Source organism: Bacteroides sp. ET489 (assembly GCF_030518095.1).
Taxonomy (GTDB): Bacteria; Bacteroidota; Bacteroidia; order Bacteroidales; family Bacteroidaceae; genus Bacteroides; species Bacteroides ndongoniae.
Genome location: NZ_JAULLJ010000042.1, coordinates 1 through 24,556, shown reverse-complemented (window position 1 = coordinate 24,556; position 24,556 = coordinate 1). Strand labels below are relative to the sequence as shown.

Sequence of the window (24,556 nt, the reverse complement as noted above, 5' to 3'; positions counted from 1 at the left end):
GGAAAACATAATGCGCATACTGTACCGTTCCAGTGCACTGCCTGCTGCACTGCAAGTGCACTAACTATTGCACTGTGAGTGCACTGACTACTGCACTGTTAGTGCACCAGTTATTGCACTAACAAGGGATAACTGGGAACTGTAACCAGCCGTTAAGCCTTAGCCATCCATTACTCAGGCCGTTAGTTAGCGAGTAGGTACAGCCGCCTGCTTTGATGTGGCTGTCCTTTTCTATCAAAAAGTATTCAACCGGAGAAAATCACTGTTTCGTTACTTTTTTCCCCACTTGGCCTGACCATAGTAACAAGAAAGCGCAGAACTTGCAACAGTTCCACGCTTTCTTTATAATGGTCATATAAGTTTCTGATCAGAACAACTTAGCTGGATATTCACCGGCATCAACCAATGCCTTGATCTTGTCAACTACGCTTTGACGATCTTCCGGATAGGTAACGCCAAACCATTTGCTGGTAGTATCCAATACCTCTACAGTAGCAGTACCTTCGTTGATCAGTTTATCTACCATCAACGGAATAAAGAACTCGCTCTTCAGATTTTCCATGTTCTTCGGATCGCTCAGGAAAGTCTTGAAGAACTCTGCGCTATAAGCAAAGTAATCGGGAGTAAAGCCCCAGAAGTTCATGCTGACCGGAGTTGTGTCGGCTGTAGCTGTCCATTCACCGTTGTCATCAATATACTTCACTTCACCGTCAATGCGTTGGATCTTAGTACGTTCTACTACAGAAGTCAACAGATGCTTATCGTCTGTAGTACAAATACCACGTGATACAGTTCCACTCTCGCTCAGTGTGTTACCTACACGGAAACCAACCATTGAATATACATTCTTGGAACCTTCCGGCAAGTTAGCGAGGAATTTACCCATTACCTGGAAAGAATCACGTCCGTAGAAGTCGTCGCAGTTGATTACAGCAAAAGGTTCCTTAATAACGTCGGCGCCCATCATTACTGCATGGTTTGTACCCCACGGTTTCGTACGGCCTTCAGGGCAAGTAAAACCTTCGGGCAGTGCGTCCAATGACTGGAATACCAATTCACACGGAATATGATTTTCGTATTTAGACAGAATCTTATCACGGAAATCTTGTTCAAAATCCTTACGGATAACAAAAACAAGCTTGCCAAATCCGGCCTTGATTGCATCGTAGATAGAATAATCCATAATGGTTTCACCATTCGGACCCAGTCCGTCCAATTGTTTCAAGCCTCCGTAACGGCTACCCATACCAGCAGCCAGCAAAAATAAAGTTGGTTTCATATCAGTTATATTAAAAATAGGTTAGTATATCGTTTTGCATAGATAATGCGACAAAGTTAAAGAATTTTGCTGGAATAATCCAATAAAATTGCCGGAATACAACCAAAATAACCTACACCTCACAAACAGACCTACTTATTGTAACAAACTATCAGAACGGATAACCAATGGCAAAATGTACAGCCAAGCTATCGCGGAACTTCGGAATATTATAATAACCCGACTTGCCAGTGTCGTAAGGATTATGAAGTCCGACACCACAGTCGATACGGAAAACAAGGAAATCCAAATCGTAACGCAAACCGACTCCCGTGCCCAAAGCTATCTGGTTGGCAAAATCTTTCAGAGTCAGTTCACCACCGGGTCGGGAATCGTCCTTACGCATCAGCCACACGTTACCCGCATCGAGGAACAAAGCTCCGTGTAAATCACTGATAATACGGAAACGATACTCCACATTGGCTTCGAAACGGATATCACCCACATGATTGATGAACGAGTACTTATTGTCTTCATCGGGCGGATAGCCACCAGGACCGATATTACGCGCCGTAAAAGCACGTACACTGTTGGCACCACCGATATAGAACTGTTCGGTATAAGGTGCCGTAATAGCATTGCCATACGACCAAATGGCACCGGCAGCTATACGTGAAGCAATCATCTGATTTCTGTCTATCCGGAAATGATAACGAAACTCCGTATTCAACTTCAGGAATTGGGCAAAAGGTACCCCCAACAGTGTTTTATCCCTTTTACTGAAAGGTTCACCAAACATTCGGTAAATCGCAGAAGTCAGGTTACCTGCCGATGCTACGGTTGTCTGCCACCAGATGGGGTTACGTACCGAACGCAATGAAGCGTTGTCGTATGTATAAGTATACTCTATGGCCGGAACAAACTGGTCGCGCAAGCTGACATACAGAGCCGGATTTTCTGCCTGCAGATTCTGAAATGCCTCTGTAGGATTACGCAGCACATTAAAGGTTAGCCGGAAAGGCGTAAAGCTATGCTTGCTGGTAGGCTTGGGTTGAAAATCATACGTAGCGTTTCCGCCAAAAGCCAGCAATTTATAGTACTTGGCACGATTCAGCTGATCAACATACAGACGGAAAGTTGTCGTAGCCGGAAAGTCATACTCACGATCGCCCATCCGGGGAAAAACAACACGCGGAAACATCAACGACGTGGATAGGCCCATTTCGTAACTGTTCATCAGCGAAGAACGGTCTTTACCCGTCTGCCATTCGTAAGACCCGCTCAACTTCACATTCCACGTCTCGCCACCACCAAACACATTGTTCTTCGCCAACGTAAACGATGCTCCCGGACCAGTCTGGTTGTTACTTTTCATCTTTACATTGAAGTCGAACTCAGCATCATAAGGCTTGTCGAGCATAGCCACAATCTTAACATCGAGCGTATCGGAAACAAGTGCCGTATCGCGAGGCACATATTGAATATCGGCATAACGGAAAATGCCAACGTTGGACAGACGACTCTGCACACGGCTCTGACGGTAAGCGCTATACAGTCCTTCGAAAGAGCGACGACGTGTGATACCGGTACTGTCCTGCACCTGACGCTTCATGCGATAACCCTGATAGTTCGTCCATCGGTACACCATATTGGGACGAAGTTTTAACTTGTCATGATAATAAATCTTCAGACCTTTGTACTCCACACTATCATTGGGCATTTCGCCTTGTCTTCCCATCAGGAAAAATGATTTCCGCCCCACATAAAAAGGCCGTTCTGCCTGTTTCGACATGCCGGCAACCGGTACCATACGCATGGCCACATGCCCACCGGGCACCAGCGTAGTATCGGCCTGGTATACCAGATAATCGGGACGGAAATAATAACATCCTACGTTGCGAAGCAAATCACTGATGCGAGTACGTTCACCATCCAGATCGAGTACATTAAACTGCTCGCCCGGACTGATGAGCGACCGGCGACGGCTCGCCTCCATGATACGCAGCGTACGTTCACTGAAACCGTGATAGGTCACCGTATCAATCACATAAGGATTGCGCATATCGACCGTATACTGCAACTTGGCCTTCAGCGAATCCTTTGGGTCGATAAAAGTCTGGTAACTCACCGTACCGTTGAAATAACCATAATCGCGTAACAGATTGCTCGCCGCTTTCTGACGGATATCGGGATTGACTGAGGAAAGCAATACCGGCTTGGCTGCAAACTTATTGAATATCCAGCGGCCGATGCCTTTCTCGTACTTCACAAACCCATTGTATACCCACAGGCCAAAAGGGAACGGAATACGCACGGTCGAACTACCGAAAAAGGAATTGTTCGGAGCAGTGGCAAGGGCAGCTTCAATCTCTTCCATAGCCGTCTCGCCTACCGGCGTAGTGCTGCGGTTTTCCACGATCATCGGCTTCTGTCCCGTATAGAGTATTTCTCCTTCGGGCAGATGTTTCGTTGTAGAACATGCCGACAGAAAAGCCAAACCTATTATATATAATATCAGTCGTTTCATATCTTTTCTCCTCATTCTTCTTGTCACTCTTCTACCAGTTTCTCGTCCTTCTTCTTATTACGCTTGAAGATGAAAAGCTCGCCCAGGCGGTCCATTTTCCGGCGAAGCACGAGGCCGACACCTGTTTCTGTAATTTCACCGTCCAGAATACTCTCGTAGTTCTTGTTGTGGAACACACGCACATAACGGGTGCCCGAAGCATCCAGACGATACTCCAGCGAGATGTTGTCGATGAACGATTCTACATCATTGGTGGCATTGGCTCCGGTCGATACCTTGCCGCCAATCACAATCTGTACGCGGTCGTTGAAGAAGCGTTGCGAATAGCGGAAACTTACATCGGTCTGTTTCTCGCCAGTTTCGGCTGCCGTCCGGTCCTCAATGCCTACGCTGAAGCTGGCATCCATCTTCTCGAACGCCGAACCGGCAAGAGCATTGATCTGGCTCTGCAGCACACTGTTCAGCGCGGCACCCATATTCAGGCCGCCTCCTTTGCCGCCGTTCTTCATGTAGACACCCGTAGCAAGCATGGCAATGGCCTGCGTACTACGCTCCTCAGCTCCCATAGCCTGCAGTTCGTTCTCGACCGTTGCATCTTCAGGAGCCGTAATGTCGAACACCAAATCGGGTGCTTCCAAGCGGTTCTTGATAGAGATGGAAACATCGAAGCTGACCATCCTCGACCCGCCGTTATCATCGCTGGCCACCGAAGCACGTTTGCGCTCTGTTGCCTTCAGATTCAGGATAGGATTCATCAGATCGCCTCTCCACTCCACATAACTGCCATTTGTCAGCTGGAATTCTTCCAACGGAATGACAGGAAGCGAATACTTCAGTCTTCCGCCCGACAGTGTATAGCGTCCGTTCAGATTCATATCACCCATCGGGGTATATTGCAGCGTAAGGTCGCCGCCGCCTTCCAGCACTACGTAATTACTGCGGTCTGGATTGAGGTCGGCCCGCAACTGCACAGAGTTGTCTATGTGAACCGATACAACCATATCCATTCCGCCCAGCGACAACGTCGGTACCTCGGCCTGCCGGACAGTGGTCGTATCGGAAAACGAAGTAAAGGTTACCAGACCGTCCAGACGGTCCTGTACCGTCAGCGGCGAATCGGTCATGACGTATGTCACATCGGTGTTGCTCAACAGATTCATATTGCCTCGCATCACCAACGCATCCAGCGGACCGCGTACGGTGGCCATCAGGTCGACACATACCTTGCCGTACACCAGACTTTCGCGGGTGCGCGGAGCATCGAGCAATGTATAATTCTTTGCCCGCAGATTCAAATCAGCAGTAGGCCGGTTCATATCACGGAAATCAACATTTCCGTCTATCGTAAAAGGATTGCGACTGGTCGTATAAATGGCAAACTGATTGAACAACAACCGATTGTTTTCGAAACGTATCGGGCGGTTGTCAAACCAGAACTTTGCTCCCGCCTGACGGGCATATACCGACACACTATCCAAAGAAATGTCACCATTAAGCACAGGTGTATCCAACGAGCCTTCCAGATGCAATCCGCCGCCCACATGTCCGCTAAGCTGTACCATACGGTCGGGCACAAAAGCATTGGCTATTTGCAGAGGGAAACGTTCCAACGTAGCCATTACGTCCAGCGATTCCTTCTCGCCTTTCTGAGTAAGGGTTCCGTCGGCAGTCATTACTTCCTCATCGTTCACCATCAGGTAAGAGTTGAGGTAGTGTTGCCCCGTTTCGCCGGGCAGCCAGGTAGCACCCAATCCCACATCGCCTACCGGCTGTTTCTCGTACGTCAGCTGCTTGATGTTTGCCTCGGCCGACAGTTGCAGGGAAGTTGCAGTCTGTACATAGTGTGCCTCAGCCGAGAACAGTCCTGTTATGCGAGGCATATAAGGCATGATAGCAGTCAGCTCGCTCAGCCGGAAACGATCGAGTTCGATATTCATGTTCTGCAACGACACTGTATCGTCCCTGGCCGACTGCATACGGAAACACATACCATCGTCGCTATCCATATCCACATTGGCGTACAGACGCATGTCCTTGTGCAGATACAGCCAGTTGGCCTCATCGGCAAAATGAAACTTACGGAAAGCAATGACAGGTTCCGACGGAGTAAGGCGGAATAATACTCCATTGCCTTTGCCATTTCCCTCTGTCAGCGGACGGGCATTAATGCCGAACAACAGTCCTGTACGGCCTTCACCATCCACAAAGTCAGCGGTCAGTTCAGCATCCTCGCTGCGTATCTCGCCCGTCAGCGTACTACGGAATACAAACTGGGGGTTGTCGGGAGCATTGACGACACCTCCTTGCAGCTTCATGCGGGTCGTGTCTTGTGCGATGGCAAAGAACAGTGTATCGAGCTGCAACGAGTCGACGTGCAGTCCGTGTAGCGCTGTTCGTCCGTTGATACCTATTTCGGGAGTAAACCCAAAGCCTAAACTGAAATCATTGTAAGAAATGTTTTTCGTTGCCAGATAATAGCTGACAGGATTTTCCTTGCCTGCCGTCAGATACATGCCTGCCGATGGAAGCAACTCGCGCAGGGCAGCATGATCCAGCTTACGGTTGTCTATCTGGGCTGTCAGCTCTTTCATGAAGCGATCGGACTGATCAAGCAAATGTTTCAGCGTATTCTCGGCACGGAAATTCAGCTTCAAATCGCCCGCATTCATATTCAGTTTGATGGAGTCTCGACGGGCCTCCGCTCCTACCGCAAAGGCAAAAGGACGCTTCAGAGGCTGGGGGGCGATGCCCAATTTATGCAAATCGAGTTGAGCCACATCCATTTTCAGTTTACCGTCCAAATAGCGACGGTCGAGGCGCATATCGGCATCGGCCTGCATCTGCAACAAAGCATTGTCACTGGTCAGGCTGACCGTAGCAAGCTGAGACTTCAGCCCGGCATCCAGATGTACACCCGACACGTTCCAAGGGCCATACTGCAGTCTATCCAGTGATGCCTGTACGGTAGCCTTTGTCCGATATGAAGTAAAGTCGGTTCCCTGCCCCTTGGCACGTACTTTAGCTGATAGCAGATAAAGGGAGTCTTTCGGCAGGAAGTGATGCAGTTGCAGAGAGTCTATCACCAAATCAGCTTCGTAAGTCTCGGCAGACGTATCATAAAAAGCATTCAGATCGAGAAGCCCGTGTCCTTCGTTCAGTTTCAGCTGGGCTGTATAGCGTGAGCCTTCCAGATCGAGACGTGCTCCCAAGTTCATACTGTCAGGGATGATAAAAGAACCGTCGGAAGCTGTTCCGGCCAAGTCGGCCAGAAAATTCAGGTCGTGCGTCTGCATCTCGAAGTCCAGCGTTCCTGTGCGTGTCAGGCTATCAGTCAGGTTCCACAATTCGCCCCCGCCGCTCAGCGAGAAGGCTCCCGGCAGATCGGCCGTAAAGCGTGAAATCTGCATCTGTTTCAGGTTACCTTCTGTACCGGCATGAATCACCAACGGGCGGAAGGGATAAGATTCCTTGAAACTGTCGGGCAGGCCACCGGCAAAAAGCAATACATCCTGCTTACCGATAAAGGCATTGAAGCGGGCCGACAAGCGTCCGGTAGTGGGTATATCGACCAACTCCCAATAGGTTTGCGCCGTCAGGTTCATTTCGCTGTTGGGCGTCTGCAGTTGCAGGGAAGGTACCCGTATCACAGTCGAATCAGACAGCAAGCGTCCGGTCAACGACGTAACACTCAGTCCGGAACGCTCGTTCATCGAAAATTCGCGTATCACAGCACTCATATCTCTGCCATGATACAACACCGAGTCAACTCCTATCCGTATGTCGCGCAAGGCTATGTGCGATGCGTCGAAACCTTCGGCTGGCTGAGCCGAACCGGAATCATACGTAAGTGTCGCTCCGGCAAGCTGAAAGCGGCGCCAACCATAAAGCTGACGTTCCAAATCGACAGTGGCATCTTCCAATCCCACTTCTTCAAGACGGGCAGCCAGCTGCATCGAATCGAGCGGCATATCAAGGCCGACCGATATGTTTTTCAACCGCATGGTATTCAGTTTCACCTTCCAGTTGACAGGCGTCGAAGTCGTATCGGGCACTGCCTCGGTTGTGTCGGCGAGCATCACCTGCAGGTGAGTATCGGCCAGTTCCACATCGTTCAGTACGACAGTTTCGTTCATCAGGTTGATACCGTGACTTTTAAGCGAAAAGTTTCCAAGTACCCCCTTGACCAGCATTCCGTCTACCAGATTGGAAGTATTGACTGTAGCCTGATTCAGCGTAATGTCGTCCACCTCGACCTGCCCACGTAGCAAAGGCCAGGCCTGCACATGCACATTCAGACTTTCCAGGGTAAGCAACGTATCAGGCTTCATCACTCCCGCCGAAACGTCAGCAGGCTGTATCACCTGCACTCCACGTACCAGCAGATTCAGTGGAAAACGCAGGTCGATACGCTCCACGGAGATGTCCATACCCGTTAATTCGGATGCAATAGACGTTATCTGCTTCCGCAGAAAATTCTGAACCGGAGGCACATAAAGCAATATCATCAGCAGAACGAACAGCAGGACCGGCGTGAGCAATATCCAGACCACCCATTTCAACCATTTCTTTTTCTTTTCCATACACAAGATACGAAGTGTTTTTTTGTAAAGGACGGCGAATCATACCTATGCCAAACTACACAAGCCGCATCCCTCCCTCACAAACATTCACAAAGTAAACAATTAATTTCGACATTTGTTGCTCTGAGGCAGAAAAGTATTTCATCTTTCCCACACGAAAGGCCTCAACTGCATGCACCTTTCACAGTAACCAACTGGGAAATAGACGTTTACGGTGAAACGTGAAACACAACAACCATTATAGAAACGGCAGTGAAAGAAAAAACATATCCCCATACGTCTTTGCCGGAACACCTTCCAAACATGCGTACGACATAAAAGAAATGCAGTTCACTCCGGAACAAAAACAATACAAATGACAAGTCCCTGTAGTAAAGCCATTTACAGTACTTCCTGCAACAGCCCAGCAGCCCCGATATACAACACTTGCACGGCTCGCGAGCCGTACAAGTGTTGCTCGCGAGCCGTGCAAGTGTCCCACACGAGCGACACAAGTGTGGTAGGAAGGCTACAAATACATGTATCGTAGTGTCTACAGCCTAATCGGGAAAACAGGCAAACTTACTCGGCATTTTTCTTAAGCCACTCCAGTCTGCGCTGGTCGGGCAGGTGCTTCACCTTGAAGTGCTCGAAGGTAGCCTTGAATCCCTCGCCATCGGGACTGGCTCCCATCAGTCCGACCTGCATGGGGATATTATCCTGCATCCAGGCATTGCGCATCAGTGTGTATTCCTTGTCGTCGAAAGAATAAAACACTTCGACGGCATCGAGCCGTCTGACGGCCTTTATCCAGACACAATCCACTTTTTGATCCAGAGCAATGACACTCCAGTCGGAAGTTTTGTGAGTGACTACCGTACTCAAATTGAATTTTCCGTCCACAAACTCAATACCGGCCTTGATATAGTTCTCGTGATCGATGCGCAGCATGAGGCCTGCCTGGTCAAAACGTGCTTTATAGTCTCCCGTCACCTTCACCTTGGCTTCGAACTCGCCTCCATACGTGGCGTAGTAGAAAGGCGCATCGTCCACTGTAAATCCGTAGTGCGAAATACGCCAATAGTCACTCTGAGGCGTCACAAACATGGACAATGTACGCCCCTCTATTTCCCATTCTTCCGGTTCGTTGAACCACTGCATTTTTTCCAAAGACTGTGCCATAGCCGACTGTAAAGACATTGCAACAAATAAAATTGATAATACCCGTTTTTTCATCTTGAACTTGTTTTAAAACTATTGCCAAAGGCCGATTGTAGCTTTTCCGGCACTTTTCTGATCGGTCTTTGTACAAATTGATTATTTTTGCAAAAATACAGTCTCGCATCCAACTGTACAATGACTATTAATAACCATTTTGCCATGGAAATCATCCATCAGCTGAACAACGAACTACTCAAACCAGCGTCCGACGGCATGCCAGTGTGTCCCGACGAACTGAACTACTTCAAAAACATTGCCCGAAGCTACGCCTGTACCGAACAGGCCATTGCCGTACTGAGCGACATGCATACAGACACTAGCTACATTTACTATGGCAAGTTTGCGGAAACCCTCGGCCTCAAAGAAGACAACAAAACCGAACGGATTTACTCCATCTGGGAAGAAAAAATTCTCCAGCTTATCCATCCGGACGACCTGAACAGCAAATATCTGCAAGAACTCCGTTTCTTCCATTTCGTAAGGAAGCGACCCAAGGACAAGCAATCGTCCTTCTTTCTGATGAACAAGTTGCGTATGAAAAATCTCGCCGGAAACTATATCTGGGTACTGCACAGACTGTTCTACATCGCTATGTCTCCTACCAGCAACAACTTATGGCTAGCATTATGTCTGTACAACCCTCTTCTGTTCGACATATCGGCAAAAGGAATCGTAGCCAACGCCGTCAGCGGACAGACAATCGAGCTGAAAGACGACAACGGCCTCAATATCCTCTCCCGACGCGAAAGGCAAGTCCTTCAGCTGATCAGCCAGGGAAGAACAAGCAAAGACATCGCCGACGAACTGTACATAAGCATCAACACCGTGAACCGGCACCGGCAGGATATATTAAACAAACTGCAAGTGAGGAACTCCATCGAAGCCTGCAGAATAGCCAAAGAAATGAAAATTATATAGCCCCGTTTCCGGTCTGTCAGCCTGCAACAGAATTTCCGGAAGACGTCAGAATTCTTTCTTCAACTGCTCCAACACCTCATCGACCGCGGCAAGCACCTCGCCCGTGCATTGTTTCAGGTGGTCGGTGAAAGGTACATCGCGGGCAGCCTCCAACTCGCGCAAACGTACGACCAGTTCCGTCGCACCAATCAGGGTGAACAACGGTATCATCTTATGCGCTACGGCCGAAACATCTTTCAGGTTACCGTCATCAAGACCTTTCTTCAAGCGTTCTCTATTCAGCCCGGTCTCGGTAGCAAAACTTTCGAGGATGGACTTCGAAGCCTCAGCATCGTTACCCGAAAAGGCGGTCAGTGCCGAGAAGTTATAACCATGTGGTGAAGGAACGTCTGCATTCCCTGTTGCTGTTTCCGTCCGCTGCGGTATTTCCTGCCCACCCAGTTCGCCCAGCAGTTCCGACACCGTAAAGGGCTTGTGCAGGCATCCGGCAAAGCCATGCTCAACAAACTCGCTGCGCTGCATGTCGCTACGGGCCGTGACGGCTATTACCGGAATCTCTTTTGCCTGAGGAATATTGGAAGCGCGCAACAACCTTAGCAGGTCGAATCCGCTGATGGCCGGCATCTGTACATCCGTCAGCAACACATCGAACTGTTCCGTGCGAAGAGCGTCGAGCAGTTCGTCTAATTGCAGACACGACACAGACCCGATGCCGCTTTGCGACAACATGGCCGCAGTCAGCGTCAGCTGGATGCGGTCGTCGTCGATCAGCAATACTCTCTTCAATGCCGGACTTTCCGGTTCCGGCTGGCTCACTTCTTCTGCAACCGGTACATCTGTTTCCTGCTTTTCGGGGAACGCCTGTTTCTTGCTGTCAGCCTCGCTCTTGTTCACCGGGAAGATAGGGATGCGAACCGTGAACGTACTGCCTTTGCCGGGAACACTATCCACATCGATGCTACCTTCGAGCAGTTGCACCAGCATACGGACGATGGAAAGTCCCAAGCCAAAACCTTCCTTCCCCTGTGCACCCGGCAAGCGAGTAAACTCCTGGAAGATGCGTTCGCGATCGGCCGGTTCCATGCCCTTTCCGGTGTCGGATACGGCTACTACCAAACGACGGTTCTCGTAACGTGCCGTCAGCGTAATACCTCCCTTGTCGGTGAACTTGACCGCATTCGACAGCAGGTTGGTGATGATTTGCCGCAGGCGCAAGGGGTCGCAGATGTAAGTGCTGTTCAACTCGTCCGAAATCTCACGGCTCAGGGTCAACCCTTTTTCCGCTGTCAATGGTTCAAAGCTGACATAGATTTCCTCTAATAAATGGGCAGGATGGAAGGTCACACGGTGAACCTCGGCTTTATGCAGATCAAGACGATGAAAATCGAGCAGATCGACTACCAACTTCAGCAGATGTTCCGACGAAGTCTTCATATTATCCAGATAGAAACGCTGACGTTCGTCCACCGTAAGCCTTGACAACAGATCAGCATACCCCATGATGGAGCCTAAAGGTGCCTTGAAATCGTGCGTAATGGCCAGCATCAGCTTCTCGCGCGTCACCAACAGGTCTTCGGCACGGCGACGGGCTACCTCCAGTTCTCGTTTATAACGGTTACTGCGCGCCACGTCGCGCCCTATCAGCACCAGGAAGAAAGCTGCCAGCAATACAGCCCCCACAGCCACTCCGGCAATGGTACGCGCCGAACGCTGACGAATCTCCTGCTGATATTCGGCCTCAGTACGGGCACGTTGAAGCGTTTCTTCCTCGTAATTCTTCAACAAGCTGTCGATTCGTGCCGAAAGCATGTGGTCCATTCGCCGCAGGTTGTAGTTACGCCGCCGTACGATAATGCTGTCGGCACGTTTCTTCTCGGTAATCTCGCGTAGTCTGGCCTGTAAGGAATCTGTCGGATTGTAGACATCGATCACCGTATCGACGGCAAACTCCAGCGATGTCTTCACTTGGATGGCAGTATCCTTCTTAGGAGGCGAAAACACTTCGCCCAACCTCTTGAAAAAGCCTTTCTTCTTAGGCCGTGTCACCATCGTGTCACGATGCGTAATGACCCGCCGTTGCACGCGCTGCTGCACGACGACCGAGTCGATCCGCTCGGCAATAATATGTTCGATATCGCTGGTCGAGAGCATCTTTTCATTCATCTCGCTCAGCGTACGCAGCATCCGGATGGTATTCTCGTCCTTCTCTTTGAGCAACACCAGCAGACTGTCGGCCCACTGCATGTCTTTACCCTCGGACTGGGTGAGCTTCTCGACCTCTCTGTGCACAAAGAACAAGGCCGACAGCAGCACCACCAGCAACAGGGCATAGCCCAAAATGATCTTCAGTTTCGAAACGCTGTTCATAAGTATCTACTTCTTTATGCCCTCTATCAGGAATTCAAAAGGTATTCTTCAGTTCTTCTTGTTCGTATCCCAGCGGAAACGGAGCCACAGCATCAGACCGGCACTGGTCAGGCCGAAGGGGAATGCCATCCAGACTCCCGTTACACCCAGATTCAACACGAATCCACAAAAATATCCTACAGGCAAAGATATAATAAAATAGGCAATAAAGGCTATCAGCATCATCGGCTTTACGTCCGAAATACCGCGCAAGGCATTCGCGAAGTTAATCTGCAGACCGTCGCCAAACTGATAGATAAGGAACGGGAAGAACAGAGCCGACACCATGGCCGACACCTCGGCACTGTCCGTAAACCATCCGCCCACCCGGCTACGGCAGGCAAAGACAATACTAAGTAAAACGACCTCCATAAACAGAATCAGATGAAAACCGGCATAAGCCACCCGACGCACATTGGGCGTATCGCCCTGCCCGTGGAAATTGCTGACACGTACCGCTACCGCTGCTCCCATACCATAGAACATCATAAACGTGAATTGCGAAATGGTAAGCATAATCTGATGTGCGGCCAGTGCCATCGTACCCAGCCAACCCACCATCACCGTACTAAGACTGAACGAAGCAGTCTCCATACCCATCTGCAAGCCTACAGGCCAACCCAGCGCATTGAGCCGGCGGAATACGGCAGCCGACCAACCCAACCGCCACAGTCCTACCCTGTAGCGGGCAAAACGGCGGCTGCGCCATACGATAAGGGCAAATGCTACCACCATCACGATGCGCGAAAACAGCGTGCTCAGCCCCGCTCCCAGTAATCCTAGCTCGGGCAGTCCCAATTTACCGTTGATCAGAATGTAATTGCCTGCAATGTTCAACGCGTTGCCGCCCAGAAGCAGCCACATAGCTGTCTTTGTATCGGTAATACCGTCGGTAAACTGCTTGAAGCCGTTGAACAACAGAACAAAAAGTAGCGAAGCAAGCAACACCAGGTAGTAAGGACGGATAAGCGGCAAAAGCTCTTCGGGCTGTCCTAAGCGCCCGATATTGAAATAGAGTCCCCCCATAATCAGCGTCAGCAGTACGGCTACCAGCGCATTGGCTACCAGACTGCACAGCAAAGCCTGACCGGCTTCGGGGAAACGACGGTTACCGTAAAGCGCACCCACCACAGGCGTCAGTCCATAACTGAAACCGGTACTGAAAATGATGCATAAGTTGAAAAGATTGTTCACGAACGAAGCCGCCCCCAGTTCCTCTGTACTGTGGTGGCCTATCATCAACGTATCGGCAAATCCCAATATGATTACGCCCAATTGTCCTACCACAATGGGAAAACCTAAACGGACAAGGGCACGGTAATGACCACCGTAGGTCTGCATCCAATGTTTCATTGGTTATCTCTTTTTAGAATAAAAGTTCTTTAAGTTTCGCAAGCACATAAAAGATTGCGCAAGCCTATCCCTTCCGATAATGCAGCACCGAACAGTTTTCCTGACGGAAAGCCTGACGTGCCACAGCCTGCAACTGCCCGGAAGTCACCGCACGATAACGCTCCACCGTCCGGTTGATGTCCTCGGCCTGTCCGGCCAGCTCGTACCAGGCCAGATTGGTAGCTACATTCAAGTAATTGATATTCCCGAATATCTGGGTAGACTCGAATTTGTTCTTCACCTTCTCCAACTCAGCAGCTTCTACGGGCTGTTGCTGCAACTGTTCCAGTTCCTTGCGTACAGCCGCCTCGGCCTGCTCAAGTGACACACCCGCAGCAGGTTTTCCGCTAATATGAAACAATCCGGCATCGCGCGAGCCACTGATATAAGCGTCAATACTGGAAAACAAGTTCTGTTCCTGCACAAGATGCCGGATCAGGCGGCTCGAACGACCGTTGCTGAGGATATCCGAAAGGATGTCGAAAGCATAGTAGTCGGCATCGTCCCGACTGCACATGTGATAGACCATGAACAAAGCATCCAACGGTACATTGCGTTCTACCGTTAGTCTGCGTTCCGCCTGTTGTTCGGGTTCGGCGGGCAGATGCCTTTCCGGTACATGACGATAAGGGACAGGAGCAAACCACTTTTCGGTAAGCCGTAGAGTTTCTTCCCACGAGATGTTGCCCGTCACGGCAAGTACGGCATTGTTGGGTGCATAATACCGGTAAAAGAAATCTTCCACTTCCTGCAGCGTTGCCTGTGCAATGTGCGAAAGCTCCTTACCGATAGTGGGCCAGCGATACGGATGTACCTGATAGGCCAACGGACGCAGCAGATGCCCCACGTCGCCATAAGGCTGATTGAGACAACGCTGCTTGAATTCTTCCATTACCACCTCACGCTGCACCTCCAGACTGTGCTCGCTAAAGGCCAGTCCCAGCATACGGTCGGATTCCAGCCAGAAGCCGGTTTCCACATTGGCTTTGGGCACCGTGAGGTAGTAATTAGTAATGTCGTTGTTGGTCCATGCATTGTTCTCGCCGCCGGCCAGCTGAAGCGGAGTATCGTAATCGGGGATATTCACCGATCCGCCAAACATCAGGTGTTCAAACAAATGCGCGAAGCCTGTATGCTGCGGATGCTCGTCGCGCGCACCCACATCATAGACGATATTCAGCGCAACCATCTGCGTACTGGCATCTTCGTAATGCACCAGCCGCAGACCATTGTCCAACGTATGTCTGTTGATCTTGAACATTCCCCTTTTCCCGCTTTATACTTATTCCAATACTTCCACTTTGATAATCTTCACATCCTCTTCGGGACGGTCGTTGCGGTCGGTCTTCACTTTCTGGATTTTGTCTACTACATCCATGCCTTCCAGCACTTCACCGAACACGGTATATTCACCGTCCAGGTGGGGTGTACCTCCTACGGTTGTGTAAGCCTTTACCTGCTCGGGCGTAAAACGGAACTCGGGCATTTTGGCAACCTCGGCTTCGGCCTGTGCAATCAAGGTATCCTGCAAGTTCATCAAGCCTTCGTGGTCGCCGTTCTTACGGAGCTTATAGATTTCCTTCATGTGCTTTTGTGCCAAGGCGTTGAATGCATTGTTCAAGCGCATCTGTCCCATCTGCTGTTCCATGCTCAGCAAAGCCGAGTCACTGTATACCTTACCCGTAACGATATAGAACTGACAACCCGACGAAGCTTTCTGCGGATTCACGTTATCACCCTGACGGGCAGCCGACAAAGCACCTTTTTTATGGAAATATTTGGGATAGACAAACTCGGCAGGAATCGTGTAGCCAACATCGCCCGAACCCAGCATTTTTCCTTTCGGCGCATTCTTCGATTCCGGATCGCCGGCCTGTATCATAAAGTCCTTAATGACACGATGAAAAAGAGTCCCTTCGTAAGTTCCGTTCTCGGCCAGCTTGATAAAATTATCACGATGTTGCGGAGTCTCATTATAGAGCTTCACCACAATGTCACCGGCACTTGTTTCAATCTTCAACTTTGTTTCTGTTTCCATACTTCTGTTCTTCTTGTTTCCCGGCCCGCAAGCGGTCAGCCCGCCAACCAGTAATATTAATAATAGTATAAAATGCCTTTTCATCTTACTTTTTGTTTAAATTAAGTTTGCAAATATACGACTTTCGGGCAAAACGTCTTACCTTTGTACTTTAAAAGAAGTAAAACAGAAGGCTATGAAGTCAATATTGATCGTAGAAGATGATATCACTTACGGCATGATGCTGAAAACGTGGCTCGGAAAGAAAGGATTCCAGGTCAGTTCGGCCAGCAGCATTGCCCGTGCACAAAAACTCATCGGTGAGTCGGAATGCATCGACCTGATATTGTCCGATTTGCGACTTCCCGACCGCGACGGCATAGACTTGCTGAAATGGCTGGGTGAAAAAGGCCAGTCCATTCCCCTGATTATTATGACCGGATATGCCGACATCCAGTCGGCCGTACAGGCGATGAAATTAGGTGCATGCGACTACGTGGCCAAACCTATCAATCCGGACGAACTGCTGAAGAAAATAAACGAAGCACTCAGTACACCGGCTGCCCCCACCCATCACCCCGTAACTACCAAAGAGAAGAAAGAACATCCAGCCAACCGGACAGAGCATTCGGCTTTCCATACTGATTTTCTGGAAGGAGAAAGCGATGCGGCCAAGCAACTGTACACTTACGTGAAACTGGTTGCACCCACCAACATGTCCGTACTTATCAATGGGGCAAGCGGAACAGGTAAAGAATACGTAGCCCACCGCATTCACCAGCTCAGCAAGCGGGCCGATCAACCGTTTGTGGCCATCGACTGCGGTTCCATACCCAAGGAGCTTGCTGCCTCCGAGTTTTTCGGCCACGTGAAAGGTGCTTTTACCGGAGCACTGACCGACAAGACCGGAGCTTTTGTTGCAGCCAATAGCGGAACCATCTTTTTGGACGAAGTTGGTAATCTGAGCTACGAAGTCCAGATTCAGCTGTTGCGTGCACTGCAAGAGCGCAAAATCCGTCCCGTAGGTTCGAACAAGGAAATCAACGTAGATGTCCGTCTGGTGACAGCTACCAACGAGAATCTGGAACAGGCCATCGAAAAAGGCTCTTTCCGTGAAGACCTGTATCACCGCATCAACGAATTCACCCTGCGCATGCCACAGCTGAAAGAACGCCGCGAAGACATCCTGCTCTTCGCCAACTTCTTTCTGGATCAGGCCAACCGCGAAATGGACAAACAGCTCATCGGTTTCGACGAAAAGGCCTCGAAAGCCCTGTTGGATTATCACTGGCCGGGCAACCTGCGCCAGATGAAAAACATTGTGCGCCGCGCCACCCTGCTGGCACAGGGAAAATTCATCACGCTGAACGAACTGAGCGAACTGAAGGAAATAAAAGAGCAGGCTGCCCCCGTGCCGAACATGGCCCTGCGCAACGAAGAAACTGAAAAACAGCAAATCATCCATGCCCTGCAACAGACTGGCAACAACAAGAGCCGTGCGGCACAACTGTTGGGCATTGATAGAAAAACACTCTACAACAAGCTGAAACTTTATAATATCACAGATTAAAAAAGTGTGGACTTATTCCACACTTTTTCCACAATTCCACACTTTTTCCACACTGGGATTTTTTCGCCTATTTACCCTTTTCATCTAAGGATCAGCCAATTATAGAAGAATCCTGAATCTGGCACGTATTTTGAGATTAAAATAATGTAGTGAGATGTATACACCCATCCACAACTACAGCAAAACAGGAAAAGAGTAAGCCCAAACCTAAATTATAGAATCTAAAAAAAGCAAATGAATTTATGAGATTATGACAAAGTATTAGTAGCAGCCCTGTTTATGTTTGTTTGTGGTGGTGCGTCTCTGGCCAGTCGTGGCCAGGGGCGCCCAAAACCAAGCATCAAACGAAGGTCGCCGAATAATAGTAAGCACACTGCTATATAAAAGCCGTTCCCTCCTTGTCTATTCTGGGGAACGGCTTTTATATTTTTCATCCGACCGGCGCATCATCAGCTACCGGAAATGACAATCAGATATCTGCCGGAAAGGCATGCCACAAATTACTATCGGGAACAGGCGCTACCACCTCAATAAGTTCTTTCGAAACCGGATGTACAAAACGGACCCGACGTGCATGCAGACAAATGCTTCCATCGGGATTGGAACGCGGAAAGCCATACTTCAAGTCGCCACGGATGGGACAGCCCATCTTAGCCAACTGGCAACGAATCTGATGATGGCGCCCGGTCTTCAGATCGACTTCGAGCAGACAGTAATTGTCCGAACGCCCTATCAGGCGATAGTGCAGAATGGCTTTCTTGCTGCCGGGTTTCTCTGAATCGTAAGCATAGCTCTTGTTCTGCTTCTCGTTGCGCACCAAGTAATGCACCAGTTCGCCCTCCGGCTCAGGGGGCATGTTCTTCACAATGGCCCAATAAGTTTTCTTCACCTCGCCGACTCTGAACATCTCATTCAGACGTCCAAGCGCCTTGCTGGTCTTGGCAAAAACAACAAGACCGCTCACGGGGCGGTCCAGGCGGTGGGTCACACCGATAAAGACGTTGCCGGGTTTCTGATACTTTTCCTTCAGATACTGTTTGACAATCTCCGAAAGCGGCGTATCGCCGGTCTTGTCTCCCTGAACAATCTCGGAAGCGGTCTTATTGACTATAATGATATGATTGTCTTCGTACAGGACAGTCATAGGCACTGATTACATATTCATACCACCATCTACCTGAATCACCTGACCGGATACATAAGATGACATATCAGAAGCCAGGAAGGTAGCAATGTTAGCCACGTCTTCGGGCGTACCGCCACGACGCAAAGGAATCTTCTTGCACCATTCAGCCTTCACCTCGTCAGACAGGGCATCGGTCATAGCTGTCATGATAAAGCCCGGAGCAATGGCATTGGCACGGATACCACGCGAACCGAGTTCCTGTGCGATAGACTTGGCCAAAGCAATCATACCTGCCTTCGAAGCAGAATAGTTAGCCTGTCCGGCATTACCGTGAACACCTACTACAGAAGCCATGTTGATGATGCTACCGGCTTTCTGACGCATCATAATCGGAGTACATGCATGGATAAAGTTGAACGCCGACTTCAGGTTGACGTTGATTACCATATCCCATTGTTGTTCGCTCATACGCATCATCAAACCGTCGCGAGTGATACCTGCATTGTTAACCAGAATATCAATGCGGCCAAAATCGGCATGTACGGTCTCAACAACCTTAGCTGTATCTTCGAAGCTGGCTGCATTCGAAGCATATCCTTTGGCCTTTACACCCAACGCTTCAATTTCTTTAACTGTAGCTTCGGCATTTTCATCGATCACCAGGTCGGTGAAAGCGATATTGGCTCCTTCTTGAGCAAACTTCAGAGCGATAGCCTTACCGATGCCACGAGCGGCGCCGGTGATAAGGGCTGTTTTTCCATTTAATAATCCCATAATTGTAATTGATTTATGAATGATTGATAATTATACTTTCTTTCCCAAGGCACCCAATACCAGACGTGTCACATAACGGTCACGCGTATCATCGTCCAGATTGGCACCGACATGCCCCCGGATATAAGGTGCCTCAATACCCTTTATACTGTAATGCATGATTTCGGCTGTCATGTCCAAATCGTCGATATCGAACACGCCTTTCTCCATTCCTTCGCGCAAGACATCCCTGAAAATCAATATTTCATTGGCATCGAAGCGCTTACGGACTTTCTCAACCCGCCATATATCGCGGAAGAAATTGGCACGCAACGTACCGTTACGGTAAACCACCTCTTTCACCGCATCCAGATGGGTATAAATCATTTCCATCAGTTTCAGATCGGGCGAAATATCCTTCTCGACTACGCGTTTCATCATGTCCGAAAGGATATCGAGTTCCGACTCGACAACAGCCATGTAGATGTCTTCCTTACTTTTAAAATAGGTATACAGCGTACGTCGGCCTTTCTTGGAAGCGAGGGCGATATCATTCATCGTGGTATTCTCCACCCCCATCTTTGCAAATAGCTGACGAGCTACATCCACTAACTTGGCTTTTGTCTTCGATACGGTCATAGGTTAATTGCACATTGCTTAATAATTTGAGCAAAAGTAAGACTTTTCCGCATATATTACAAACAAATAAAGCAATTAATACCAATCTGGAGTTGAAATACATGCTTCGGACGCAGATGGCACAGATAAACATGGAATTTATAATTCGCCCCATATTGAAGCAACGCTTATATGGACAAATCTCATTGAACATCGCATCATCTTCGTCTGAAAAAATTTGCTTGCTCATACAGATAATATCTTCCCAAGTATTGCCTCCATTATCAACCAGAAAAAAAATATTCTGCAAAAAATTTGCATATTCAAATAAAATCCGTACCTTTGCACTCGCAAATGAGAAACATCGCGGAGTGGAGCAGTTGGTAGCTCGTTGGGCTCATAACCCAAAGGTCGTCTGTTCGAGTCAGGCCTCCGCAACTAAATATAGAAAGAAAGGTGACCCGCAAAGGCCACCTTTTTTGTTATATTCCTCCTTTCCTTTCGTGGGGCAGTGAGCCACTCAATCAATCTGCCTGCCACATAAAAAAATCCTCAGCAATACACTTGCCCATCCCCACTGCCTATTATAATAAGGTGGAATTATCCTTCTGCCGTAAAACCCTACCGCATTCCAATACCACGTTCCCCCAAAAAAGAACTTTTTTATGCGAGAACTATTGTTTTTCTAAAAATCCTCTTTATATTTGCAGTGTACTATTATACTAATACACTTAATCAGCAGAAGGAAAGGCAAAGATACAGGTTGATAAGGCCTGCACTTGTATCTTGGAGCCTGACATCTGACTTTAAACAAATTACGGTATGTTGCAAGTAAAAAACATTTCATTCAGCTATCACCGCAAGAAAAAAGAAGTCTTGCACGACTTCTCGCTTGCGCTGGAAAAAGGAAAGGTCTACGGGCTGTTGGGCAAGAACGGTACCGGTAAATCTACACTGCTCTACCTGATGGCAGGTCTGCTTACTCCGAAGAGTGGAGAGGTTACGTTTCACGACTTAAATGTCCGCCGGCGGTTACCTGCCACTTTACAGGACATGTTTCTGGTTCCGGAAGAATTCCAGCTTCCGGCTATCTCACTGGTAAGTTATATCGAACTGAACAGTTCGTTCTATCCGAAATTCAGCAAAGAAGACATGGTGAAGTATCTGCACTTCTTCGAAATGGATCTGGATACTGACCTGGGCAGCCTGTCAATGGGACAGAAGAAAAAAGTCTTTATGAGTTTCGCCCTTGCCACCAACACTTCGCTTCTGCTGATGGACGAGCCGACCAATGGTCTGGACATCCCCGGCAAAAGCCAGTTCCGCAAATTCATTGCATCGGGCATGTCGGACGAACGAACCATTGTGATTTCTACCCATCAGGTACGCGATATAGACAAGGTGCTGGATCACGTACTGATTATAGACAACAGCCGCATTCTGCTTGATGCATCGACAAGCGATATCTGCGACAAATTCATGTTTGTAGAAAGCGACGACCGCACGCTGGCCGCACAGGCTCTATACACGCTGCCATCCATACAGGGCAATTATCTGATGTTGCCTAATACAGACGGTGAAGAGACTGAGTTGAATCTGGAATTATTGTTTGGTGCAACCCTGTCCCTGCCGGAACAGATTGCCGAGATGTTTCACCCCACAAAATAGCAAAGAATATGATAAAAGATACTTTTTTCAGCATGCCTCGCTTTGCCAGTATCTGTCGCAAAGAGATGGTGGAAAGCTGGCGCCCCAACCTGCTCCGTTTCGTCATGATGTACGGCATCATGGCCATCATTCTGATATGGGGAGGTTATTTGCAATACTCAAGCGAACTGCCCGGAAGTCATTATTCCGAAGACATCATGTGGAACATGACAGTGACATTATTTGTCATAGCCATACATATCATGGGAATGCTGAGCGCTTCTTTCGTCATGGAACGGATGAAAAGCAAAACCGGACGGATAAACATCCTGATGACACCCGCCACCATGTTCGAAAAGTTCCTCGCACGATGGCTGATATATACTTTTGCCTTTCTGGTATGCTTTCTGATAGCATTCAAACTGGCCGACTGGACACGCGTAGTGATTTACAACATCTTCTACCCGGACATCGAACCGATAGCTCCCGTACCTTGGGATTATTTTCTGAAATCGGGATTCTATCAGGCTAAATCAAGCATCAGCATTAACATAGCCGTTTATTTCTGCCTGCAATCTTTCTTTGTACTGGGCAGCGTCATCTGGCCCAAACGCTCGTTTGTCAATACTTGCGTAGCCCTTGTGTGTATCAGCATTGCATACATCACGGTAGGAGTTATTGTTGCAAAAGTCTTTGCAGAACAATTTAAAGTACATGTAATAAACGGGATATACAGCTCGGAGGATTCTTTCAGTTTTGTTGTCATTAGCTTATGTTCATTCATAGCCCTGTTCAACTGGACGCTCGCCTATTTCCGTTTCAAAGAATCAGAAATCATAAATCGCTGGTAACATGAATTTTAAAGAAAGCAAAGCCATCTATCTGCAAATTGCAGACCGTATCTGCGACGAAGTATTACTCGGAAAATACGGGGAAGACGAACGCATACCATCGGTCAGAGAATATGCAGCTGTGGTGGAAGTTAATGCCAATACCACTATGCGCTCGTACGACTACCTGCAATCGCAAGGAATCATCTACAACAAGCGTGGCATCGGCTACTTTGTTTCACCCGGCGCATCCAAACTGATACTTTCGCTACGACGCGAATATTTTCTGAAAGAAGAAGCCGACTATTTCTTCAAGCAAATGTACACCCTCGACATTAAGCCTGAAGAACTCTCGGCCATGTATCAAGAGTTTATAAAGAATAAAAATAAAGAAAACGAATTATGAAACGTACCACATATATTATAATAGGAATGCTGTTTGCCGGAGCAATACTGGTGATTGGCACCCTGGCATCTATTCTCAGCACAGGTACCACCTGGGAAGAATCCTGTTTAGACATCAAAGGAGAACAAACAAGCAGACAAATGCCCGAATGCAGAGTTGTACACCTGATGTGTAAAGTGGAAGCACAGGATCTCGAAGAAAGGCATGTCAGCTTTGAACAGACAACACTGAAAATCGGCCCAACCGATTCACTGACCGGCAACCTGACATACACTTCCGAATTAAACAATTACATGGAATGGAAGACAGCAGGCGACACCCTCCAAATTTATTTCTCGTTCCCGACAGACAAACTGGCTCCACAATACCAAAAACTGAAATGGCTGAGAGTACGTTGCGAAGCTATCCAAATGAATATTCCCCAAGGAGTAGAGGAAATCATCTCAGAAAGCTATAACATGCATACACAGTTCAGCGGCCTATCCCGCGACTCACTTGCGTTCAATATCAATAGCCAAGGAGCAACGCTCATTAATGATTGCCGGATAAAATCCCTTTCAGCCAAGGCTCCAGCCCTGTTTTTCCAGAGTGGACAAGTAGATAACTTATATCTCAATCTTGACTTTATCACAGAGTGGACAGTTGACACAGATTCATTCCATATCGACACCGAACACCTTAGCGGCTCATACGAACCTAACTGTTATTTGCAAAAAAATGAATGCCGCCAGGTGCTCTGGACTCCGCTGAGCGAAAAAGCCGAACTGAACATCAAGCTGAAAGAAAAAGCCAGAATCAACGTCATAGAGTAAAGCACTATCCACGCTTTACATCGTTCCGGTGGAGCACTTACAGTAGGATCAATCAAGAAACAAAAACGAAAGGCAACGCTGCCACTGAAACTTTCTCCTTCATCAGGTTACGGTTTCAAGGGCAGCGTTACTTTTATATACTTATTCAGCCTGTACAATATTCTATTTTCCGATCCTTAGCCAGTCTGACTCACAGCCTGGTTAATCTTCTCCAGCCAATTTTGCCTATTATCCTTCTAAAACTCCCCAGTTATCCCCAGTGAGTGCACCAGTTATTGCACTCCCAGTGCAGTAGTCAGTGCACTCGCAGTGCAACAGTTGGTGCACTAACAGTGCAGCAGGCAGTGCACTGGAACGGCACAGTTAGCGTATTTGGAAGGAAGAATTCAAAAGAATAACATGCGGGATATATCGTTTTTCAGGCGCGGCCTTCCCCGTGGCTTTCCGTGGCATCCGTGCCTGAAGGGAAAAAAAGAATTCTGCGTGCATGCGGAGG

General features: G+C 48.6%; 17 protein-coding genes and 1 tRNA gene. 7 read left to right on the top strand and 11 right to left on the bottom strand.

Annotated elements, in window-relative coordinates:
* Positions 1-367: 367 nt before the first annotated feature.
* From Q3C19_RS16045 to Q3C19_RS16030, 4 genes are all read right to left on the bottom strand, one after another.
* Complete coding sequence (locus Q3C19_RS16045; protein ID WP_022162868.1) at positions 368-1,279, bottom strand: nucleotidyltransferase; 912 nt, start codon at positions 1,277-1,279, stop codon at positions 368-370.
* Positions 1,280-1,430: 151 nt separating this feature from the next.
* Entirely contained in the window at positions 1,431-3,785 is a 2,355-nt protein-coding gene (locus Q3C19_RS16040; RefSeq protein ID WP_302730661.1) for a BamA/TamA family outer membrane protein, read from the bottom strand.
* A gap of 23 nt (positions 3,786-3,808) precedes the next feature.
* A complete protein-coding gene (locus tag Q3C19_RS16035; RefSeq protein WP_302730659.1) occupies positions 3,809-8,365 on the bottom strand; it encodes a translocation/assembly module TamB domain-containing protein in 4,557 nt (1,518 codons plus the stop codon).
* 561 nt (positions 8,366-8,926) lie between these two features.
* Positions 8,927-9,580 (bottom strand): DUF1349 domain-containing protein, encoded by a 654-nt coding sequence (locus tag Q3C19_RS16030; protein ID WP_302730657.1) that lies wholly within the window; start codon positions 9,578-9,580, stop codon positions 8,927-8,929.
* 120 nt (positions 9,581-9,700) lie between these two features.
* Between Q3C19_RS16030 and Q3C19_RS16025 the strand changes: the two genes are divergently transcribed.
* Positions 9,701-10,483 (top strand): response regulator transcription factor, encoded by a 783-nt coding sequence (locus Q3C19_RS16025; RefSeq protein WP_302730655.1) that lies wholly within the window; start codon positions 9,701-9,703, stop codon positions 10,481-10,483.
* Positions 10,484-10,528: 45 nt separating this feature from the next.
* On the opposite strand, the gene Q3C19_RS16020 is transcribed toward Q3C19_RS16025, so the two are convergent.
* The 4 genes from Q3C19_RS16020 to Q3C19_RS16005 form a co-directional block, all read right to left on the bottom strand.
* Positions 10,529-12,850 (bottom strand): hybrid sensor histidine kinase/response regulator, encoded by a 2,322-nt coding sequence (locus Q3C19_RS16020; protein WP_302730653.1) that lies wholly within the window; start codon positions 12,848-12,850, stop codon positions 10,529-10,531.
* Positions 12,851-12,898: 48 nt separating this feature from the next.
* Entirely contained in the window at positions 12,899-14,242 is a 1,344-nt protein-coding gene (locus Q3C19_RS16015; protein ID WP_302730651.1) for an MATE family efflux transporter, read from the bottom strand.
* A gap of 64 nt (positions 14,243-14,306) precedes the next feature.
* Positions 14,307-15,542, bottom strand: coding sequence for a pitrilysin family protein (locus Q3C19_RS16010; protein WP_302730649.1), 1,236 nt, complete (start codon positions 15,540-15,542; stop codon positions 14,307-14,309).
* 21 nt (positions 15,543-15,563) lie between these two features.
* The gene (locus Q3C19_RS16005; RefSeq protein WP_302730647.1) at positions 15,564-16,403 is read right to left on the bottom strand and encodes a peptidylprolyl isomerase; all 840 of its coding nucleotides are present in this window, start codon (positions 16,401-16,403) and stop codon (positions 15,564-15,566) included.
* Positions 16,404-16,494: 91 nt separating this feature from the next.
* Here Q3C19_RS16005 and Q3C19_RS16000 point away from each other — a divergent pair, with 91 nt between their 5' ends.
* Positions 16,495-17,868: a sigma-54 dependent transcriptional regulator gene (locus tag Q3C19_RS16000; protein ID WP_302730645.1), complete on the top strand. Its 1,374-nt coding sequence runs from the start codon at positions 16,495-16,497 to the stop codon at positions 17,866-17,868.
* 469 nt (positions 17,869-18,337) lie between these two features.
* On the opposite strand, the gene Q3C19_RS15995 is transcribed toward Q3C19_RS16000, so the two are convergent.
* The 3 genes from Q3C19_RS15995 to Q3C19_RS15985 are packed head-to-tail and all read right to left on the bottom strand — an operon-like array spanning position 18,338 to position 20,386.
* Positions 18,338-19,012, bottom strand: coding sequence for an RluA family pseudouridine synthase (locus tag Q3C19_RS15995; protein ID WP_022162880.1), 675 nt, complete (start codon positions 19,010-19,012; stop codon positions 18,338-18,340).
* Positions 19,013-19,021: 9 nt separating this feature from the next.
* Positions 19,022-19,768, bottom strand: a complete 747-nt coding sequence (gene fabG, locus Q3C19_RS15990) for a 3-oxoacyl-[acyl-carrier-protein] reductase (RefSeq protein ID WP_022162881.1) — start codon at positions 19,766-19,768, stop codon at positions 19,022-19,024.
* Between the two features lie 30 nt (positions 19,769-19,798).
* On the bottom strand, positions 19,799-20,386 hold the full coding sequence (locus Q3C19_RS15985; protein WP_022162882.1) for a TetR/AcrR family transcriptional regulator: 588 nt from the start codon (positions 20,384-20,386) through the stop codon (positions 19,799-19,801).
* Between the two features lie 344 nt (positions 20,387-20,730).
* Here Q3C19_RS15985 and Q3C19_RS15980 point away from each other — a divergent pair.
* The 5 genes from Q3C19_RS15980 to Q3C19_RS15960 all read left to right on the top strand — a co-directional run bounded on the left by Q3C19_RS15980 (position 20,731) and on the right by Q3C19_RS15960 (position 24,060).
* Positions 20,731-20,803, top strand: a tRNA-Met gene (locus tag Q3C19_RS15980).
* Positions 20,804-21,187: 384 nt separating this feature from the next.
* On the top strand, positions 21,188-22,033 hold the full coding sequence (locus tag Q3C19_RS15975) for an ATP-binding cassette domain-containing protein (protein WP_071148662.1): 846 nt from the start codon (positions 21,188-21,190) through the stop codon (positions 22,031-22,033).
* Positions 22,034-22,041: 8 nt separating this feature from the next.
* Positions 22,042-22,863, top strand: a complete 822-nt coding sequence (locus Q3C19_RS15970) for a hypothetical protein (RefSeq protein ID WP_071148661.1) — start codon at positions 22,042-22,044, stop codon at positions 22,861-22,863.
* Position 22,864: 1 nt separating this feature from the next.
* Complete coding sequence (locus Q3C19_RS15965) at positions 22,865-23,248, top strand: GntR family transcriptional regulator (protein WP_022162885.1); 384 nt, start codon at positions 22,865-22,867, stop codon at positions 23,246-23,248.
* Complete coding sequence (locus tag Q3C19_RS15960; RefSeq protein WP_071148660.1) at positions 23,245-24,060, top strand: hypothetical protein; 816 nt, start codon at positions 23,245-23,247, stop codon at positions 24,058-24,060. Before Q3C19_RS15965 ends, Q3C19_RS15960 begins: the two co-directional genes overlap by 4 nt.
* Positions 24,061-24,556 lie beyond the last annotated feature (496 nt).

Bases quoted from the DNA above. Each gene is read 5' to 3' on its own strand.
- Q3C19_RS16045 (WP_022162868.1), bottom strand. From the start codon at position 1,279: ATGAAACCAACTTTATTTTTGCTGGCTGCTGGTATGGGTAGCCGTTAC.
- Q3C19_RS16040 (WP_302730661.1), bottom strand. From the start codon at position 3,785: ATGAAACGACTGATATTATATATAATAGGTTTGGCTTTTCTGTCGGCA.
- Q3C19_RS16035 (WP_302730659.1), bottom strand. From the start codon at position 8,365: ATGGAAAAGAAAAAGAAATGGTTGAAATGGGTGGTCTGGATATTGCTC.
- Q3C19_RS16030 (WP_302730657.1), bottom strand. From the start codon at position 9,580: ATGAAAAAACGGGTATTATCAATTTTATTTGTTGCAATGTCTTTACAG.
- Q3C19_RS16025 (WP_302730655.1), top strand. From the start codon at position 9,701: ATGACTATTAATAACCATTTTGCCATGGAAATCATCCATCAGCTGAAC.
- Q3C19_RS16020 (WP_302730653.1), bottom strand. From the start codon at position 12,850: ATGAACAGCGTTTCGAAACTGAAGATCATTTTGGGCTATGCCCTGTTG.
- Q3C19_RS16015 (WP_302730651.1), bottom strand. From the start codon at position 14,242: ATGAAACATTGGATGCAGACCTACGGTGGTCATTACCGTGCCCTTGTC.
- Q3C19_RS16010 (WP_302730649.1), bottom strand. From the start codon at position 15,542: ATGTTCAAGATCAACAGACATACGTTGGACAATGGTCTGCGGCTGGTG.
- Q3C19_RS16005 (WP_302730647.1), bottom strand. From the start codon at position 16,403: ATGAAAAGGCATTTTATACTATTATTAATATTACTGGTTGGCGGGCTG.
- Q3C19_RS16000 (WP_302730645.1), top strand. From the start codon at position 16,495: ATGAAGTCAATATTGATCGTAGAAGATGATATCACTTACGGCATGATG.
- Q3C19_RS15995 (WP_022162880.1), bottom strand. From the start codon at position 19,012: ATGACTGTCCTGTACGAAGACAATCATATCATTATAGTCAATAAGACC.
- fabG (WP_022162881.1), bottom strand. From the start codon at position 19,768: ATGGGATTATTAAATGGAAAAACAGCCCTTATCACCGGCGCCGCTCGT.
- Q3C19_RS15985 (WP_022162882.1), bottom strand. From the start codon at position 20,386: ATGACCGTATCGAAGACAAAAGCCAAGTTAGTGGATGTAGCTCGTCAG.
- Q3C19_RS15975 (WP_071148662.1), top strand. From the start codon at position 21,188: ATGTTGCAAGTAAAAAACATTTCATTCAGCTATCACCGCAAGAAAAAA.
- Q3C19_RS15970 (WP_071148661.1), top strand. From the start codon at position 22,042: ATGATAAAAGATACTTTTTTCAGCATGCCTCGCTTTGCCAGTATCTGT.
- Q3C19_RS15965 (WP_022162885.1), top strand. From the start codon at position 22,865: ATGAATTTTAAAGAAAGCAAAGCCATCTATCTGCAAATTGCAGACCGT.
- Q3C19_RS15960 (WP_071148660.1), top strand. From the start codon at position 23,245: ATGAAACGTACCACATATATTATAATAGGAATGCTGTTTGCCGGAGCA.